Below are 17,899 nucleotides of genomic sequence, written 5' to 3' on the forward strand. Positions count from 1 at the left end.
TGCATGCCCTGGTGGTCGTGGGTTCTCATCTGGACCGTTCTCGTGCTCGGTCTCGTCGGCATGCTCGCGTACTTCGGATGGTCGCTGTTCCGCAAGGTGATGGCGGCCGCACGGGAGGCCGGGGCGCTGCTCGAGAAGACGGCGATCCTCAGCGAACGCTCGGATGACATGCGGTACACTGAGTTTCACAGCGCGATCTTTGATGACCCGGATGAGCTTCGCGCCCGACGCGAGCAGGACGTGGCCGATCGACGTGTCGCACGGCAAGCTCGCAGAGATAAGCGAGTCCGGCGCGCTAAAATACTCGTCAAAGCGGACGCGCTCCGCTTCAGCGACTTAGGCAAAAGGACGTAAATCATGCTCGGCGGCCTCACCGGATGGCACCTGCTCATCATTCTCGCGGTCATCCTCCTTCTCTTCGGGGCGCCCAAGCTGCCCGGCCTCGCACGGAGCATCGGTCAGTCGATGCGCATCTTCAAGGGCGAGGTCGACGAGATGAAGAAGGACGGCAAGGGCGCCCCCTCCGACGACGCCGCGGCCTCTCCGGCTTCCGACTCGACCGATTCCAAGCCGAAGTCGTAATCGCGTGGCCTCCACCAAGCGAGGCAAGAACCGCGATGGCCGGATGTCCCTGGCCGAGCACTTCATCGAGCTTCGCAAGCGTCTTTTTCGCGCCGCGCTCGGGCTTCTGGCCGGTGCGATCGCGGGCTGGTTCCTCGCCGAACCCGTGATGAACGCTCTTCGCGGTCCCATCTCCGAGATCGCGAAGCAGCAGGGCCGCGAGGCGATGCTCAATTACGGCAGCATCACCGGGGCGTTCGACCTCAAGATGCAGGTGGCGATCACCATCGGGGTCGTCGTGTCGAGCCCCATCTGGCTGTGGCAGATCTGGGCTTTCTTCGTCCCGGCACTCACGCGCAAGGAGCTCAAGTACGCGTTCGGGTTCTTCTTCACCGCGGTCCCCCTCTTCATCGCGGGCGGGATCGCGGGTTGGCTCGTCGTTCCGCACATGGTCGCCCTCCTGACGAGCTTCGCTCCCACAGAGGACGCCGCCATCATCGACGCGAAGACCTACATCGACTTCGTGACCAAGCTCGTGATCGCGATCGGCGTCGCTTTCGTCCTCCCCGTCTTCCTCGTCCTGCTCAACTTCGTCGGCGTGCTGAGCGCCAAGTCGATCATCGGCTCCTGGCGCTGGGCCATCATCGCGATCGCGCTGTTCACCGCGATCGCGACGCCCGCGGCCGACGTGATGTCGATGTTCCTCCTGGCCGTGCCGATGGTGGTGCTCTACTTCGCCGCCTACGCGGTCGCCTGGCTGCACGATCGCCGCGTCGCGAAGGCCGCGATGAAGCTGGAGGCCGAGCTCGCATAGGCTGGTCGGGTGACCGACCAGCAGCTCTCTCCGGCCGAACGGTTCGCCGCCTCCCGGCAACGAGCCAAACAGCCGCTTCTCGAGACGTTTCGAGCGGGGCTGCGCTTCGACCTCGACCCGTTCCAGCGCGAAGCGTGCGCGAGCCTCGAGAACGGCCGCAGCGTCCTGGTCGCGGCGCCGACCGGCGCGGGCAAGACGATCGTGGCCGAGTTCGCCGTGTTCCTCGCCATGCGCGAGGGCGACGCGAAGGTCTTCTACACCACGCCGATGAAGGCGCTCAGCAACCAGAAGTACCAGGAGTTCGTGGCGGCCTGCGGTGCCGATTCCGTGGGCCTGCTCACCGGCGACACGAACATCAACTCGCACGCCCGGATCGTCGTGATGACGACTGAGGTCCTGCGCAACATGCTCTATGCGGATTCGGATCTGCTCGTCGACCTCGCGTACGTGGTGATGGACGAGGTGCATTACCTGGCCGACCGTTTCCGCGGCGCCGTGTGGGAGGAGGTCATCATCCACCTGCCCGCGGCGGTCCGTATGGTCTCCCTCAGCGCCACGGTGTCGAACGCGGAGGAGTTCGGCGACTGGCTGCAGGCGGTGCGCGGCGACACCGACGTCGTCGTCTCGGAGGAGCGGCCCGTCCCGCTGGAGCAGCACATCCTCATGCGCTCCAAGCTCATCGACCTGTTCGACTCGTCCGGCCTCGCCGCCACCAACCGGGTGAACCCGGAGCTCGTGCAGATGGCGCGCTACGGAGGCCGCGTGCTCAGCAGTCGCCAGATGCGCGATGTCGGGCGCTACCACTCACGCGGCGGCCGGCCGGACACGTTCCGGATGAACCGGGCGGATCTCGTCCGGCTGCTCGGCGAGCACAACCTGCTGCCGGCCATCTTCTTCATCTTCAGCCGGAACGGCTGCGATGCGGCCGTTCGACAGACGCTGCGGGAAGGCATCCGACTCACCGAGGCACGTGAGCGCGAGGAGATCCGTGCCATCGTCGAAGAACGTTGCCGCACGCTGCTCGACGAAGACCTCGCCGTCCTGGGCTACTGGGAATGGCTGGAGGGCCTCGAGCGCGGCGTGGCCGCCCACCACGCCGGCCTCCTGCCTGCCTTCAAGGAGGTCGTGGAAGAGCTGTTCCGCCGCAAGCTGGTGAAGGTCGTGTTCGCGACGGAGACGCTCGCGCTCGGCATCAACATGCCCGCCCGCACCGTGGTGCTCGAGAAGCTCGAGAAGTTCAACGGGGAGTCCCGGGTTCCGATAACTCCGGGGGAGTACACCCAGCTCACCGGCCGCGCGGGTCGGCGCGGAATCGACGTCGAGGGTCACTCCGTCATCCAGTGGGAGGACGGGCTCGACCCGCAGTCGGTGGCCTCGCTCGCCTCGCGGCGCAGCTACCCGCTGAACTCGAGCTTCCGGCCCACCTACAACATGGCCGTCAACCTGGTCGATCAGTTCGGGCGGCAGCGCACGCGCGAGATCCTGGAATCGTCCTTTGCGCAGTTCCAGGCCGACCGCGCCGTGGTCGATCTGGCCCGCAAGGTCAAACAACAGGAGGAGTCGCTCGCCGGCTACGAGAAGGCGATGACCTGCCATCTGGGCGACTTCCGCGAGTACTCCCGCATTCGGCGCGAGCTCACCGATCTGGAGAAGAAGGGTCAGCGCAGCGAGAACGCCTCGCGGTCGGATCGAGACAAGCGGCAACGCCAGCTCGCGGCGCTCCGCAAGCGCCTGCGGGAACACCCGTGCCACCGCTGCCCCGATCGGGAGCAGCACGCTCGCTGGGCCGAGCGGTGGTGGAAGCTCAAACGCGACACCGACCGGCTCAGCGCGCAGATCCAGTCGCGCACCGGTGCGGTGGCGAAGGTCTTCGACCGCGTCTCCGACGTACTCCTGGAGTTGGAGTACCTGACGGAGGCCGACGGCGAGACGACGCTGACCGTGCACGGCCGCACGCTCAAGCGGATCTACGGTGAACGCGACCTCCTGGTGGCCGAGTGCCTGCGCCGGGGCGTGTGGAAGGACCTCGACGCGGCGAGTCTCGCCGCGATGGCGTGCTCGCTGGTGTTCGAGCCGCGCCGCGACGAAGGGCTGGCGCACGACAGGAATCTGCCGCGCGGCGCCTTCCGACCGGCACTCGACCGCACGACCGACCTCTGGGCCCGACTCGACGATCTGGAACGGGACAACCGACTTCCGGGCAGCGATCCTATCTCGACGGCGCTCGCGCTGGCGATGTACCAGTGGGCTCGCGGGGCGACGCTCGACGTCGTGCTGCGGGAGGCCGACATGGCGGCGGGTGACTTCGTGCGGTGGGCCAAGCAGACGATCGACCTCCTGGACCAGCTCTCGCTGGTCGCGCAGGGCAACGTGGGCCGCACCGCCCGGCAGGCACTGGAATCGATCCGCCGCGGCATCGTCGCCTACTCCGCCGTTGCCTGAACGGGCTGGAAGAGGACGCGGCGGTCATCCTGAGCAGGGCGCAGAGCGGCATGCCTTAGGCTCTCCCTTCGTGACCCGATCGCTGCGCGCACCCCTGGCGCGTGCCCCGCTGCCGTTGTGGCTCGCAGTGCTGATGGCCCTGGCAGCCGGGCCCGTGCTCGATGCCGGCTTCCCCGACCGGGACTGGTGGCCGCTCACGTTCGTGGGGATCGCGATGGTGTTGCTCGCCCAGCGCGGCCGGCGTGCGGGGTCGGCCTTCCTCGTCGGCTGGCTGGCCGGAGAGTCGTTCTATCTCGTGCACGTGTCGTGGACCGCTCTCTATCTGGGACCGGTTCCCTGGGTGGCGCTGTCGACGCTCGAGGCGCTGTTCTGGGGTGTGGGCGGCATCCTGATCTCGCTGGCGTATCGGTGGGTTCCGCGTGCGTGGCCGGGGATCGCCGGCCGGCTGGGGCTCGTGCCCGTGGTCGTCGCCGGTCTCTGGGTTCTGCGCGAGTACGTCACGGGCACGTGGCCCTATGGCGGGTTCTCATGGGGCCGGGTCGCCGAGTCGCAATCGCTGAGCCCGTTCGCGCCGCTCACGGCCTGGCTCGGAATCTCCGGAGTGAGCTTCGTGATGGTCTGGCTGGTCGCCCTGATCGTCGAGTCCGCCTTCGCGATCGATGTGCGGCCGGCCCTCCGGGCCGCGCTCGCCGGCGCGGCCGTGGCGCTCGTACTCGGCGTGCCCGCTTGGCCGGCCACGACGCACGGGACCACCCGGATCGCTGCTGTGCAGGGCAACGGTCCTGCCGGCTTCTTCGACCCGGCCAACCAGCCGTATGCCGTGCTGAACGCGCAGGTCGAGGCGACCAGGGCCATTCCGCTGCGGCAGGTCACCGGCCGCCACAAGGTCGACATGGTCGTCTGGCCCGAAGGCGCCGTCCTGCCCGACCCGACACGAGACCCGGCCAGCGCCGCCGCTCTCGACACCCTCGCGCGGAGGTTCGGCGCCCCGTTCATCGTCGGCACGATCACGTACCGCGACGGCAAGTACTACAACACGTCGTTGCAGTGGGAGGCCGGCAAGGGCGCCGTCGACTACTACGACAAGAAGCATCCCGTGCCGTTCGGCGAGTATGTGCCCGACCGCTCGTTCTGGCGGCCGTTCGCCCCGTCGCTGATCGACCTCATCGATCGCGACTACACTCCGGGAACGCGCGACAACGTGTTCGACGTCAACGGTGTGCGGGCCGGCATCTCGATCTGCTTCGACATCGTCGACGACCAGCTGCTCACCGACATGATGCAGGGCGGGGCGCAGGTCATCCTCGCCCAGACCAACAACGCCGACTTCGGCGAGACCGACGAGAACCAGCAGCAGCTGGCCATCGCACGGTTGCGGGCGATCGAGTCGGGACGTGCACTGGTGAACATCTCGACCGTCGGGAGCAGTCAGATCATCGCTCCGGACGGCCGCACGATCTCCATGATCCCGCCGTTCCGCCCGGGCCACCTGGTGGCGGACGTGCCGATCGGCACGACGACCACGCCCGCGACGCTGCTCAGCCGGGGAATCGAGTTCCTGGTCGCCGGCCTCGGGCTCTTCGGGTTGATGGTGGCAGCGTTCGCGCGGCGACTGCCGGATCCTCACACGGTAAAGCCCCTCTCACGGCGTGGGTGAGAGGGGCTGAGTCGGCGAGCGGCGTCAGGCGGTGTGCTTGTGCTCGCTCGCGCCGCGCCGCGCGCGCAGGTACTGCAGGCGCTCCTCGAGGAGTTCCTCGAGCTCGGCGCGGGTGCGCCGCTCCAGGAGCATGTCCCAGTGGCTGCGCGGCGCCTTGACGTCGGAGTGATCGATCTCGACGGGCTTGTCGTCGATCAGCAACCGGGCCTCGTGGCCGCAGTGCTTGCACTCCCAGGCATCGGGGGCCTCGGCTTCGGCCGAGAAGACCATTTCGGTCTCCTTGCCGCAGCTCGGGCACAGGTAGGTGTAACGGGTACGCGGAGAGTAGACGACGCCTTCTTCACTTTGTAAGCTCTGGGCGCCAAGCCTCATTCCGCGCAAACTGCGATCTGCCATCGTGTGGTCTCCTCTTCGCGCGAATCCTCACTTTTATAAACCAACAAGCTGGGGATTATCTTTCCGCGAGGCCCATCACTCTCAGTGGGCTCACAGCGTCACGGCCGACTCTTCGCCTCAGTCGCGGGAGTGGACCAGGTCGCTCAGCAGGTCGCACCGGTTCGTGACGATGCCGTCGACGCCGACTGCGAGCAGGCGGCTCATCGCGGCGACATCGTCGACCGTCCAGACGTGCACCTCCGCGCCGGCGCCGTGAATCGCACGGACCGTGCGCGGTGTGACGAGGCGCAGCGGACCGCGCCGTTCGGGGATCTGCACCGCGACGAACGGACGGAGCGCACGGGCGGTCAGCGGCCGGATGCCCAGCTTGGCGCCGATGAGGGCCGGCACGAACTCGGAAACCGACGGCGACACAGCCACGCCGGGCAGGGCTGCTGCTGCCGCGGCCCTGCGCGATGCAGAGAAGCTCGTGAGGAGCACCCGATCGGTGGCCCGTGCGTCCAGAATGGCGGCCGCAGTCGGCGCCGCCGCCCGCTCGTCCTTGATGTCGATGTTGAATCGGGCGTCGGGGAACGCATCGAGCGCCTCCGCCAGAGACGGAAGGCTCTGCCCGTGCTCGAGGGGGATGCGCCGCAGCTCGGCCATCGTCAACTGCTCGACCCGGAGGTCGCGGCCGGCGATACGCGTCAGATCCGGGTCGTGGCTGATCACGGCGACACCGTCGGCGGACGCGTGGACGTCGGTCTCGAGGTGGGTGGCACCGGCGTTCAGCGCCGTGAGGAAGGCGAGGAGTGTGTTCTCCGGTGCGTCGATCGCGAGTCCCCGATGCGCGATGATGCGCGGCGGCGCTCCGTCCAGGAACGTCACGCGAGCACGGTCACGCCGGGGGAGCGGGCGGCGTCGAGGCGGGTACGACCCCGGGCGCGCCGGGGCCGGCGGCAGGTGCGTCCTTCGGACCGAATGCCTGTCCGATGCCCTTGAGCGCCTCCGTCAGCTCGCTCGGGATCACCCAGAGCTTGTTCGCGGAGCCCTCGGCGAGCTTCGGCAGGGTCTGAAGGTACTGATACGCCAGCAGCAGATTGTCGGGGTTGCCCTCGTGGATCGCGCCGAACACCGTGGTGATCGCCTTCGCCTCGCCCTCCGCGCGGAGCACGGCCGCCTTCGCGTCACCCTCCGCCTTGAGGATCGCGGCCTGACGCAGACCCTCCGCGTTGAGGATCTCGGACTGCTTCGTGCCCTCGGCCGTCAGGATCAGCGCGCGCCGGTCGCGTTCGGCGCGCATCTGCTTCTCCATCGAGTCCTGGATGGACACCGGCGGGTCGATCGCCTTCAGCTCGACGCGGGACACGCGGATTCCCCACTTGCCGGTGGCTTCGTCGAGTACGAGTCGCAACTGGCCGTTGATGTTGTCGCGACTGGTCAGTGCCGCTTCGAGGTTGAGGCCGCCGACCACGTTGCGGAGGGTCGTCGTGGTCAGCTGCTCGACCGCGCCGAGGTAGTTGGCGATCTCGTACGTCGCGGCGCGAGCGTCCGTGACCTGGAAGTACACCACCGTGTCGATGGAGACCACGAGGTTGTCCTCGGTGATCACCGGCTGCGGCGGGAAGGAGACGACCTGCTCGCGCAGATCGATGAGCGGACGGACCTTGTCGATGAAGGGCACGACCACATTCAGGCCCGGGGTGAGCGTCTTGTGATAGCGGCCCAGCCGCTCCACCACACCCGCCCGCGCCTGCGGGATGATCCGGATGGCGCGGAACAGCGTGACCAGGACGAAGATCGCGATCACCAGGATGATGATCGAGACGACGATGGTCACGACGAGCTGGGTGACATCGGTCACGGGATGCTCCTCTCGGTGCGGCCGTCGGCCCCCGCCGACACAGGTGACGGGGCGACGACGGCTGTCGCGCCCTCGATGCTCAGAACGATCACGTGTTCGCCCGGGACGAGCTCCAGCGGGCCGCCCGGCGTCGTCGACAGGCGCGCGGTCCAGGTCTCCCCGACAGCGAGCTTGACGAGGCCTGCCGTGCGCGAGACGTTCGACACGACGACGCCCGACATCCCGATCAGCGCGTCCACGTTGCTCTTGGTGGGGTCGCCGCCCCGCTTGAGGCGATGGAGCAGGGGAGGTCGGATGAAGAAGACCAGAACGACGGACAAGGCGGCGGCGATCACCAGCTGGAGCCACCACGGAGCTCCGAGCAGACCTGCCACCAGCCCGCCGACGCTGCCGATCGCGATCATGAGGAAGACGAAGTCGAGCGTCAGCATCTCGATGATGATGAAGATCAAGATGAGGACCAGCCAGGCGATCCAGGCGAACGATGTGATGTCCATCAGCGGCCCCCTCCCAGCATTCGCTATGTCACTAACTTAATACGACGCTAGCATCAGCGGGCTCGGCCGCAGCGAACCCACTTGGTAGTCTCAGAAAGCCGTGTCGTCCAACGCTCGAGGAGTATCCGTGTCCAACCCGTCCGCGTCCGCCAGCCCGCTCGAACCCGGCAGCCTCGAGGGCAAGCGCGCCCTCGTCACCGGTTCGTCGCGCGGGATCGGAGCCGACACCGTGCAGTACCTCGCCGACGCCGGCGCCTCCGTCGCGATCAACTACCGGAACAAGGAGGCGCGCGCCGTCAAGCTGGCCGACGCGATCCGCGAGAAGGGCGGCACCGCGATCACCGTCGGCGCCGACCTCACCGATCGCACCTCCGTCGAGGCGCTGCTCCGAACGGTCGCCGACGCCTGGGGCGGCCTCGACATCCTGGTGCTCAACGCCTCGGGAGGCATGGAGTCGGGCATGGCGGAGGACTACGCGATGCAGCTCAACCGCGACGCCCAGGTCGACGTGCTCAACGCTGCTCTGCCGCTGATGGGGCCGGGCTCGCGTGTGGTGTTCGTCACCAGCCACCAGGCGCACTTCATCCGCACGACGCCCACCATGCCCGAGTACGAAGCGGTCGCCCTGAGCAAGCGCGCGGGCGAGGACGCCCTGCGCGCCCTGCTTCCCGGCCTCGCCGAGAAGGGGATCGAGTTCGTCGTCGTCTCCGGCGACATGATCGAGGGAACGATCACGGCGACACTGCTCAACCGGCTGAACCCCGGCGCGATCGACGCGCGCAAGGAGGCCGCCGGGCGGCTCTACAACGTCGGCGAGTTCGCAGCCGAGGTGGCGGCCGCCGTCGTCGACGCCGTCCCGGCCGACCACACCCGCCTGGTCGGTGACGTGTCGAGCTTCGAGCCGGTCTCCGAATGAGGCCGGCCGACCTCGAACTCCTCGTCGGGGTCTCCCGGCCCACCGTGCACCCGGGAGGCGGCCGCGCGGTCGTGGCGGTGACGCATCCCTCGCTGACGGCCGACGCGTCGGTCGGCCAGCTCTGGAACATCCCGCTCTCCGGGCACGCGGCTCCGCGCCGCCTCACCCGCGGCTTCCGCGACACCGCGCCGCGCTTCTCTCCGGACGGGCGGCTGATCGCCTTCCTCCGGTCCCTTCCGAAGTCGGCACCGCAGCTGTACGTGGTCGACGCTGCGGGAGGCGAGCCGGTCGCAGTCACAGATCGCACGCTCGGAGTCACCGAGTTGGCGTGGGCGCCGGACGGCCGCTCGCTCGCGTTCGTGAGCCGCGAGCCCGAGCAGGGCCGTTACGGCACCGTCGAGGGCATCGATGCCGGCGCGGAGCGCCCGCGTCGCATCGACACCGTGAAATATCAGCAGAACGGCCTCGGCTACATCACCGATCGCCGCGCTCACGTGTACGTCGTGGCGGCCCCGGACGTCTGGGCCGAGCCGGCGATCGTCCCGGTCGCCGAGCCGGACGGCACCACGGCCCCTGCGCCGACGTCGGCCACGCCGCGGGCACTCACCTCGGGGGAGTGGGACGACACGACCATCGCGTTCTCGCCGGACGGCACCACCGTGGCGTTCGTGTCGGCCCGACACGAGACGCGCGACGACGACCTCCGTTCGAGCGTGTTCACCGTACCGATCGACGGCAGCGGCGATCCTGTCGACGTGACGGGAGAGCACGGCAGTTTCTCGATCGTCGCCGTCGGGTACGGGCTCAACGGTGCGCTCTACTTCAGTGCACAGGACGTGGGGGAGAGCGGCCGCGACTTCGTGGCCAGGAACACTGCGCTCTACACCATCGAGCGTCCCGGATCCACGCCACGGAGACTGACGGACCCCGAGACCGTCGACCTCACCGAGTCGGACATCGTCGCCTACCGCGATGACAGCGTGCTCGTGACCGACCGGCGCCGCGGTGCGCTGGTGCTGACGGAGGTCCAGGCCGACGGCACCTCACGACGGCTCACCGACGACGTCACCGTCGTGAACGGCGTCGGAACCGCGGGCGAGACGATCGTCGCGAGCATCGCGAACGCCGGCACGACGGGCGATGTCGCCGTCGTCGGCGGCGACGGCGTTCGCACGCTGACCGACTTCTCGCGCGAACTGCGCGAGCGCGGCGTCATCGCCCCGCGCGAACTCACGATCGAGGGGCGCGACGGCTACCCGATCCATGGCTGGGTCGTCGCGCCGGAGGGCGTGGGCCCGCACCCGGTCCTGCTGAACATCCACGGCGGACCGTTCGCCGCGTACACGGCGGCGCTGTTCGACGAGGCGCAGGTGTACGCCGCCGCCGGCTACGCGGTCGTGCTGTGCAACCCGCGCGGGTCCGCCGGCTACGGGCAGGAGCACGGACGCACCATCCGTCAGCGGATGGGCACGGTCGACCTCGACGACGTCCTCGACTACCTCGACGGCGCGTGCGCGGCGGTGCCGGGTCTCGACGCCGAGCGCGTGGGTGTGATGGGAGGATCGTACGGCGGCTATCTCACCGCCTGGACGATCGCCCACGATCACCGGTTCGCGGCGGCAATCGTCGAGCGCGGCTTCCTCGACCCGGCGGCGTTCATGGGCACGAGCGACATCGGGAGCTTCTTCAGCGACGAGTACACCGGAACCGATCCGGCCGCCATCGCGGCGCAGAGCCCGCAGGCGGTCGTCGACCGGGTGTCCACTCCGACCCTCGTCATGCACTCCGCCAACGACCTGCGCTGCCCGCTGGGTCAGGCCGAGCGCTACTACGCAGCGCTGAAGCGCAACGGCGTCGAGGCCGAGCTCGTCATCTTCCCGGGCGAAGACCACGAGCTCAGCCGCTCCGGTCGTCCCCGGCATCGTCGGGAGCGCTTCGAGATCATCCTCGATTGGTGGCAGCGCCACCTCCCGGTGGCGGGCGGCAGTCGCTAGGCGGCGGCGGTCGCGGGGCCGGTCGTCTTGAGCGCGTCGCGGCCGAAGGTGAACGCGCGGACGATTCCGATGATGCCGAGGACGATCAGCGAGATCGCGGCGAACAGGATGAGGAAGACCGCGGAGGACGCCGGAAGGAACAGCACCACGAGACCGGCGAGGATGCTCAGGATGCCATAGGCGATCGCCCAGCCGGAGGCGACGCCGCGCCCCGCGTCGACGAGTGCCATCACTCCCTCGATGATCCAGCCGACGCCGATGAACGCGAGCGCGAAGATGACCAGCACCGTGGCGGCCGTGGAGACGTTCTTCAGTGCCACCACCCCGGCGATCACGAGGAGGACGCCGAGGACGATGCTGAGCGTCCGGATGCCGCCTCCGATCCCGCGGCTGAAGATCCCCATGCCGATGCGCATGATTCCCGCGATCAGGAAGTAGATGCCCAGGAAGACGGCGAGCACCTCGATCGTCTTCGCCGGCCAGAAGAGCAGCACGATCCCGAGGACGACGGCCACGGCGCCGCTGATGCCGATGACGGCACGGATCCCGTTGATGGCGGAACGCGTCATCCCGGAAGCGTCGAGGGAGAGGTCGTGAACAGCGGATCGGAGCGGATCGGTGGAGGACATCGCACACACCCTTTCAGAGGACGCGGCCGCGGTGTTCCCGGGCCGTGGTGCCGACTTTACTGATAATGCGCTGTGAACATCGCAGCGGTGATCGGCGTTTCCCGGCCACGGGGGAGGGGTGCCGAGTCGGGGGCACCTGCTTAGATCGAGGTGGAGACCGAACGGACGGAGCAGGTATGACCACGGCCACCACGACGAACACCCCAGCCGACAGTGCGTACGCGGCGGACGCCCACGACGTCATCCGCGTACGGGGCGCGCGTGAGAACAACCTCAAGGACGTGAGCGTCGACCTCCCGAAGCGTCGCCTGACGGTGTTCACCGGCGTTTCCGGCTCGGGCAAGAGCTCCCTGGTGTTCGGGACGATCGCCGCCGAATCGCAGCGGCTGATCAACGAGACCTACAGCGCGTTCGTGCAGGGTTTCATGCCGTCCCTGGCCCGCCCGGACGTCGACGTGCTCGAGGGCCTCACGACGGCGATCCTGGTCGACCAGGAGCGGATGGGTGCCAACGCACGCTCGACCGTCGGAACCGTCACCGACGCGAACGCGTTGCTGCGCATCCTGTTCAGCCGACTCGGGCGACCGCACATCGGCTCGCCGCAGGCGTTCTCGTTCAACATCCCGACGGTGCGGGGCTCCGGCGCGATCACGATCGAGGGCAAGGAAGGCTCGACCGTACGGCGCACCTTCGAGCAGACGGGCGGGATGTGCCCCCACTGCGAGGGGATGGGCACGGCGTCCGAGATCGACTTGACCCAGCTCTACGACGACGCGAAGTCGCTGAGCGGGGGCGCCATCACCGTTCCCGGGTACACGGCCGACGGCTGGTCGGTGCGCATGTTCAGCGAGTCGGGATTCTTCGACCCCGACAAGCCGATCCGCGACTACTCGGCGACGGAGCTGCATGATTTCCTCTACAAGGAGCCGCTGAAGGTCAAGATCAACGGCATCAACCTCACGTACGAGGGCCTCGTGCCGCGCGTGCAGAAGTCGATGCTGTCCAAGGACGTCGACGCGATGCAGCCGCACATCCGTGCGTTCGTGGAGCGCGCTGTCACCTTCGCCCCCTGCCCGGAATGTCACGGTACCCGGCTCAACGAGGGCGCACGCTCGTCGCTGATCGAGGGCGTCAGCATCGCCGACGTCTGCGCCATGCAGTTGAGCGACCTCGCCGAATGGGTGCGCCGGCTGCGCGAGCCGAGCGTGGCCCCGCTTCTCGCCAACCTCCAGGGCACCCTCGACTCGTTCGTCGACATCGGCCTCGGCTACCTCTCGCTGGACCGTCCCTCCGGAACACTGTCGGGCGGCGAAGCGCAGCGGACGAAGATGATCCGCCACCTCGGATCGTCGCTGACCGACATCACCTACGTCTTCGACGAGCCGTCCGTCGGGCTGCACCCGCACGACATTCAGCGGATGAACCGGCTCCTGGTGCAGTTGCGCGACAAGGGCAACACCGTACTCGTGGTCGAGCACAAGCCCGAGATGATTGCGATCGCCGACCACGTAGTCGACCTGGGGCCGCGGGCGGGCGCGGCCGGGGGAGAGATCGTCTATGAGGGGACGATCGACGGGTTGCGGGGAAGCGGCACACTCACCGGACGGCATCTGGACGACCGCTCATCCGTCAAGGAGTCGGTGCGGTCGCGGACCGGCGTTCTGGAGGTGCGCGGCGCGCGCGACCACAACCTGCGCGAGGTGGACGTGGACATCCCGCTCGGCGTCCTGGTGGTCGTGACGGGTGTCGCGGGATCGGGCAAGAGCTCGCTCATCCATGGTTCGGTCTCACCGCGCGACGAGGTCGTGTCCGTCGATCAGGCGGCCATCCGCGGTTCGCGTCGCAGCAACCCGGCGACCTATACCGGGTTGCTCGAGCCGATCCGCAAGGCGTTCGCGAAGGCGAACGGAGTGAAACCCGCTCTCTTCAGCGCGAACTCGGAGGGCGCCTGCCCGAACTGCAACGGCGCCGGCGTCATCTACACGGATCTGGGCGTGATGGCCGGTGTCTCCACGGTCTGCGAGGTCTGCGAGGGCCGGCGATTCGACGCATCCGTGCTGGGGTACACGTTCGGGGGACGGGACATCAGTGAGGTGCTCGCGCTGTCGGTCGATGAGGCGGAGTCGTTCTTCTCGACCGGCGACGGCCGCCTCCCGGCCGCCCACGCCATCCTGCGGCGCCTCGCCGATGTCGGCCTCGGCTACCTCACCATCGGCCAGCCGCTGACGACGCTGTCGGGCGGCGAGCGTCAGCGGCTGAAGCTGGCGACGCACATGGCCGAGAAGGGCGGCGTGTATGTGCTCGACGAGCCGACGACGGGCCTCCATCTGGCCGATGTGGCGCAGCTGCTCACGCTCCTCGACCGCCTGGTCGACGCCGGCAAGTCGGTCATCGTCATCGAGCACCACCAGGCGGTGATGGCCCACGCCGACTGGATCATCGATCTCGGCCCCGGCGCAGGGCACGACGGCGGTCGCGTCGTGTTCGAGGGGACGCCCGCGGAACTCGTCGCCGCACGGTCGACTCTCACGGGCCAGCACCTGGCCCAGTACGTCGACGCCTGAGCCGCCCGGGCCCCGGTCGATCTTCGTGGGGCGTGGCCGGGTCGTCAGCGCGCGAGGGCGCTCCCGGTGAGCTCATGGCGTGAGTACGTGTAGACGAAGCAGTAATAGGTGCGCCCTCCGGAGGCCCAGGCCGTCGCGGAATCCGGGTAGCGCTCATCGATCTGGACGTCTTCGTTCCACACCGCTACCCAGTCCCAGTCGAGGTGCTGCTGGCACAGGTCGCCGATCTGTGTCTGCAGGGCGTCCGTACCGGGGAAGGCGGCGCCCGGCGGCTGCGGGAGTTCACCGGTCCACAGCACCTGGGCGAGATGCGGCGACGCGCAGTCGACGACCGGATACGAGTCCGCCGATTGCGACGGATAGGTCTGCAGGCAGTCACCCGAGGTGAGCGAACCGATCGGCCGCGAGGGCGCTGTCGCCGCAGGGGTCGTGTCCGCTCGTGCGGGCAGGCCGCGGGGGGTGGCTGTCGGGGCAGCCGGGGCAGCCGGGGGAGTGCGGAGCTGATCCCCTTGGGCGGGCGCTGTCGTCGTATGCGCGGAGTCGGTGGAGGCCCCCAGCGCGATGGCCGCAGCGCCCGTGAGAGCGATGAGCACCACCACCGTGGTCGCCACGAAGACGATCCAGCCACGCCGGGACAACCCGTCGGAGGACGTGCTATGCGGCCGGCTGTTACTCACCGATTCATCCTACGAGTGCGCGCACGCCGCTCTCGCGTGGACTGCGATCGTCGTGCAGGCGGGTGCACCGGCTCGGCGCGGGGGCTATGGTGGGGCGTCGACGCGCGATCACGGATCGATTCGGGGGACCAGGATGAAGCTTCTGTTGACATCGGGCGGCGTGACCAACGAGAGCATCCGCGACGCTCTGGTGGGCCTGCTCGGCAAACCCATCGGCGACAGCGATGCGCTCTTCATCCCGACCGCGCAATGGGGTCAGCCCGCCTGCAATCCGCAGACCGTGTGGAAGTCGACCGCAGACCGGTGGGGCGACGACGCGAGCCTCGTCGGTCTGGGATGGAGGTCGGTGGGTGTGCTGGAACTCACGGCACTGCCGAGCATCGCCGAGGAGCGCTGGACGGGGTGGGTTCGCGCAGCCGACGCGCTGCTGGTCGACGGGGGAGAGGCGCGGTATCTGCTGACCTGGCTGCTGCAGTCGAAGCTGGCGGAGCTCATGTCGGAGCTGCGCGACACCGTCTGGGTGGGCGTCAGCGCCGGCAGCATGGTGCTGACCCCGCGCGTCGGCCGTGAATTCCTCGACTGGCAGCCGGATGGCCCCGACGACGGACTGGGACTAATCGACTTCTCGATCTTCCCGCACCTGGACTACCCCGGATGGTCGGGGAACACGGAGGCTGCTGCCCGACGTTGGGCGCAGCAGATTCCAGGCCCGGCGTATGCGATCGACGACCAGACCGCGATCGCCGTCGCCGATGGAGTCGTCGAGGTGATCAGCGAGGGCCACTGGGAACGGCTCAGCGGGTGACGGGACCCGCGCGCGAGGGCGGTTCGTGCGCGACTCAGGCCTTCGACGACTCCAAGTCGAACAGCAGGAAGGCCAGGAACCGTCCGCTGGGCCGCTCGGCGAACTCCTCGGGGAACAGCTCGTAGGCGGCCGCCGACGGCGCAGGCTCCCGTCCCGGGCCGCCGATATACTTCATCCATGCCACCTGTCGAGCCCGGGGGAGACGTGCGTCTCCAGGTCGGCGGTCTCACCCGCTCCGAGCTGAAAGCGGCACTGGAGGCCGGCGGCATTCTGCTGAACGCGCACGCGCAGACGCTGCTCGAACACCCGGTCTTCGAGCTACGGGACGCCGAGGAGGTCGAAGTCGTCGAACGCTCGGCCGGCGATCTCGGCCTGAGCGCGGGAGGGACGTTGCCCGACATCTTCGGAGCGGCCCGCGCGAAGGGACTCGCTCTGTGTCCGCCCGACACGGGACCGTACCTCCGGCTCGCGCTGACGTCACAGGCCAACGCACCCGATTCGGTGCTGTCGGCCGGACGGTCGCCGACGGGCGCGCTGAATGTCGCCGCGGCGACGCTGAGCGACTATGTGGAGTTTCCGAAGGGCTTCTATCTGCGCGTGGTCGATCACCAACTGTGGCTGCGCGGTTACCGGTGCGACGATGAGTACCGCTTCTCGGCGGGAGATCGATTCGCGTTCCGGGTCGCGGCCCGGGCCGATGGCGGCTCGCTGGCGGATAGCGCCTGATACGACTAGTCGTGGGCGAGCGGCACTGAGCAGTTCGGCTCTGGTGAGCGCTCGTGAGGCAGACTCCTCAGGTGTCTTTCACGAGGTGGATCTGCTTCGCGAGTGCCAGTGCCGTGCTGCGGTCGGCCTCGTCGGCGACGAAGACGCGACCGATGAGCAGCGCGGCCGCGTGGGGCACGTCGATGCGAGTCATGACAGGCAACAACGGACGCTGATAATGCACATTATGTCAGTTCCTAGTCTGCGTATTGCATCAGATGAATCACCACGGTCCCCCGGGCGACATGGTGCTGCGAGACGTCTGGCGAGGGCTCTGACCTGCGCAGATGCCTCTCCGTACACGATGTCGAGCAGCGGTAAGGCGCCCGGGGCTGTGCGTGGACGCGTTTGAGCCGGTTACGCAGACAGGCTCTGTTGCAAAAATCGTGAAGCTTGAGCATGCTTGGCGGAGATTGGACGGACGGAACGATGACGGATTTCAAGTGGCGCCATTTCCAGGGTGATGTGATCCTGTGGGCGGTGCGCTGGTATTGTCGCTATCCGATCAGCTATCGCGACCTTGAGGAAATGCTGGCGGAACGCGGCATTTCGGTCGACCATACGACGATCTATCGCTGGGTCCAGTGCTACGCCCCGGAGATGGAGAAGCGGCTGCGCTGGTTCTGGCGGCGTGGCTTTGATCCGAGCTGGCGCCTGGATGAAACCTACGTCAAGGTGCGGGGCAAGTGGACCTACCTGTACCGGGCAGTCGACAAGCGGGGCGACACGATCGATTTCTACCTGTCGCCGACCCGCAGCGCCAAGGCAGCGAAGCGGTTCCTGGGCAAGGCCCTGCGAGGCCTGAAGCACTGGGAAAAGCCTGCCACGCTCAATACCGACAAAGCGCCGAGCTATGGTGCAGCGATCACCGAATTGAAGCGCGAAGGAAAGCTGGACCGGGAGACGGCCCACCGGCAGGTGAAGTATCTCAATAACGTGATCGAGGCCGATCACGGAAAGCTCAAGATACTGATCAAGCCGGTGCGCGGTTTCAAATCGATCCCCACGGCCTATGCCACGATCAAGGGATTCGAAGTCATGCGAGCCCTGCGCAAAGGACAGGCTCGCCCCTGGTGCCTGCAGCCCGGCATCAGGGGCGAGGTGCGCCTTGTGGAGAGAGCTTTTGGCATTGGGCCCTCGGCGCTGACGGAGGCCATGGGCATGCTCAACCACCATTTCGCAGCAGCCGCCTGATCGGCGCAGAGCGACAGCCTACCTCTGACTGCCGCCAATCTTTGCAACAGAGCCACCCAGTGGACATAAGCCTGTTCGGTTCGTAAGCTATAATGCAAGTAGCGTATGCGCTCACGCAACTGGTCCAGAACCTTGACCGAACGCA

The 17,899-nt window shown here is 67.9% G+C and carries 19 protein-coding genes; 11 read left to right on the forward strand and 8 right to left on the reverse strand.

Features of this window, described 5'->3' with window-relative positions; all coding sequences use genetic code 11:
• The first annotated feature begins 3 nt into the window (after nucleotides 1–3).
• The 5 genes from Q0Q23_RS06915 (at nucleotide 4) to lnt (ending at nucleotide 5,474) form a co-directional block, all read left to right on the forward strand.
• Nucleotides 4–354 carry a hypothetical protein gene (locus Q0Q23_RS06915; protein ID WP_295121342.1) on the forward strand — a complete coding sequence of 117 codons (351 nt, stop codon included), beginning with the start codon at nucleotides 4–6 and terminating at the stop codon, nucleotides 352–354.
• A gap of 3 nt (nucleotides 355–357) precedes the next feature.
• A complete protein-coding gene (gene tatA, locus Q0Q23_RS06920) occupies nucleotides 358–582 on the forward strand; it encodes a Sec-independent protein translocase subunit TatA (RefSeq protein WP_295121344.1) in 225 nt (74 codons plus the stop codon).
• A gap of 4 nt (nucleotides 583–586) precedes the next feature.
• Nucleotides 587–1,375, forward strand: coding sequence for a twin-arginine translocase subunit TatC (tatC, locus tag Q0Q23_RS06925; RefSeq protein ID WP_295121346.1), 789 nt, complete (start codon nucleotides 587–589; stop codon nucleotides 1,373–1,375).
• Between the two features lie 9 nt (nucleotides 1,376–1,384).
• A complete protein-coding gene (locus tag Q0Q23_RS06930; protein ID WP_295121348.1) occupies nucleotides 1,385–3,817 on the forward strand; it encodes an RNA helicase in 2,433 nt (810 codons plus the stop codon).
• A 133-nt stretch (nucleotides 3,818–3,950) separates the two neighbouring features.
• A complete protein-coding gene (gene lnt / locus Q0Q23_RS06935) occupies nucleotides 3,951–5,474 on the forward strand; it encodes an apolipoprotein N-acyltransferase (protein WP_295121402.1) in 1,524 nt (507 codons plus the stop codon).
• A gap of 24 nt (nucleotides 5,475–5,498) precedes the next feature.
• On the opposite strand, the gene Q0Q23_RS06940 is transcribed toward lnt, so the two are convergent.
• The 4 genes from Q0Q23_RS06940 to Q0Q23_RS06955 all read right to left on the reverse strand — a co-directional run bounded on the left by Q0Q23_RS06940 (nucleotide 5,499) and on the right by Q0Q23_RS06955 (nucleotide 8,210).
• Nucleotides 5,499–5,870, reverse strand: a complete 372-nt coding sequence (locus Q0Q23_RS06940; RefSeq protein WP_295121351.1) for an RNA polymerase-binding protein RbpA — start codon at nucleotides 5,868–5,870, stop codon at nucleotides 5,499–5,501.
• A gap of 117 nt (nucleotides 5,871–5,987) precedes the next feature.
• Nucleotides 5,988–6,737: a glycerophosphodiester phosphodiesterase family protein gene (locus tag Q0Q23_RS06945; RefSeq protein WP_295121353.1), complete on the reverse strand. Its 750-nt coding sequence runs from the start codon at nucleotides 6,735–6,737 to the stop codon at nucleotides 5,988–5,990.
• Between the two features lie 10 nt (nucleotides 6,738–6,747).
• On the reverse strand, nucleotides 6,748–7,713 hold the full coding sequence (locus tag Q0Q23_RS06950) for an SPFH domain-containing protein (RefSeq protein ID WP_295121355.1): 966 nt from the start codon (nucleotides 7,711–7,713) through the stop codon (nucleotides 6,748–6,750).
• Nucleotides 7,710–8,210, reverse strand: coding sequence for an NfeD family protein (locus Q0Q23_RS06955; protein ID WP_295121357.1), 501 nt, complete (start codon nucleotides 8,208–8,210; stop codon nucleotides 7,710–7,712). The genes Q0Q23_RS06950 and Q0Q23_RS06955 overlap by 4 nt, the downstream gene beginning before the upstream one ends.
• Nucleotides 8,211–8,337: 127 nt before the next feature.
• Here Q0Q23_RS06955 and Q0Q23_RS06960 point away from each other — a divergent pair, with 127 nt between their 5' ends.
• The gene (locus Q0Q23_RS06960; protein WP_295121359.1) at nucleotides 8,338–9,126 is read left to right on the forward strand and encodes an SDR family oxidoreductase; all 789 of its coding nucleotides are present in this window, start codon (nucleotides 8,338–8,340) and stop codon (nucleotides 9,124–9,126) included.
• Entirely contained in the window at nucleotides 9,123–11,120 is a 1,998-nt protein-coding gene (locus Q0Q23_RS06965; protein ID WP_295121361.1) for a S9 family peptidase, read from the forward strand. Before Q0Q23_RS06960 ends, Q0Q23_RS06965 begins: the two co-directional genes overlap by 4 nt.
• Here Q0Q23_RS06965 and Q0Q23_RS06970 read toward each other — a convergent pair.
• Entirely contained in the window at nucleotides 11,117–11,749 is a 633-nt protein-coding gene (locus tag Q0Q23_RS06970; protein ID WP_295121363.1) for an HdeD family acid-resistance protein, read from the reverse strand. The two genes, Q0Q23_RS06965 and Q0Q23_RS06970, sit on opposite strands and share 4 nt — an antisense overlap.
• Nucleotides 11,750–11,925: 176 nt before the next feature.
• On the opposite strand from Q0Q23_RS06970, the gene Q0Q23_RS06975 reads away from it, so the two are divergent.
• Nucleotides 11,926–14,313, forward strand: coding sequence for an excinuclease ABC subunit UvrA (locus Q0Q23_RS06975; protein ID WP_295121366.1), 2,388 nt, complete (start codon nucleotides 11,926–11,928; stop codon nucleotides 14,311–14,313).
• A gap of 44 nt (nucleotides 14,314–14,357) precedes the next feature.
• Here the strand turns inward: Q0Q23_RS06975 and Q0Q23_RS06980 are convergent, their stop codons facing one another.
• On the reverse strand, nucleotides 14,358–14,990 hold the full coding sequence (locus Q0Q23_RS06980; RefSeq protein WP_295121368.1) for a septum formation family protein: 633 nt from the start codon (nucleotides 14,988–14,990) through the stop codon (nucleotides 14,358–14,360).
• Between the two features lie 133 nt (nucleotides 14,991–15,123).
• Between Q0Q23_RS06980 and Q0Q23_RS06985 the strand changes: the two genes are divergently transcribed.
• The gene (locus tag Q0Q23_RS06985) at nucleotides 15,124–15,795 is read left to right on the forward strand and encodes a Type 1 glutamine amidotransferase-like domain-containing protein (protein WP_295121370.1); all 672 of its coding nucleotides are present in this window, start codon (nucleotides 15,124–15,126) and stop codon (nucleotides 15,793–15,795) included.
• A gap of 34 nt (nucleotides 15,796–15,829) precedes the next feature.
• Here the strand turns inward: Q0Q23_RS06985 and Q0Q23_RS06990 are convergent, their stop codons facing one another.
• Entirely contained in the window at nucleotides 15,830–15,970 is a 141-nt protein-coding gene (locus tag Q0Q23_RS06990) for a hypothetical protein (protein WP_295121372.1), read from the reverse strand.
• A gap of 2 nt (nucleotides 15,971–15,972) precedes the next feature.
• Here Q0Q23_RS06990 and Q0Q23_RS06995 point away from each other — a divergent pair, with 2 nt between their 5' ends.
• On the forward strand, nucleotides 15,973–16,521 hold the full coding sequence (locus tag Q0Q23_RS06995) for a hypothetical protein (protein ID WP_295121374.1): 549 nt from the start codon (nucleotides 15,973–15,975) through the stop codon (nucleotides 16,519–16,521).
• A gap of 67 nt (nucleotides 16,522–16,588) precedes the next feature.
• Here the strand turns inward: Q0Q23_RS06995 and Q0Q23_RS07000 are convergent, their stop codons facing one another.
• Entirely contained in the window at nucleotides 16,589–16,714 is a 126-nt protein-coding gene (locus Q0Q23_RS07000; RefSeq protein WP_295121376.1) for a hypothetical protein, read from the reverse strand.
• Between the two features lie 275 nt (nucleotides 16,715–16,989).
• On the opposite strand from Q0Q23_RS07000, the gene Q0Q23_RS07005 reads away from it, so the two are divergent.
• Nucleotides 16,990–17,754 (forward strand): IS6-like element IS6100 family transposase, encoded by a 765-nt coding sequence (locus Q0Q23_RS07005; protein ID WP_001389365.1) that lies wholly within the window; start codon nucleotides 16,990–16,992, stop codon nucleotides 17,752–17,754.
• The last annotated feature ends 145 nt before the right edge of the window (nucleotides 17,755–17,899 follow it).

Origin of the sequence: uncultured Leifsonia sp., assembly GCF_945957465.1 — a bacterium.
Lineage (GTDB): Bacteria > Actinomycetota > Actinomycetes > Actinomycetales > Microbacteriaceae > Leifsonia.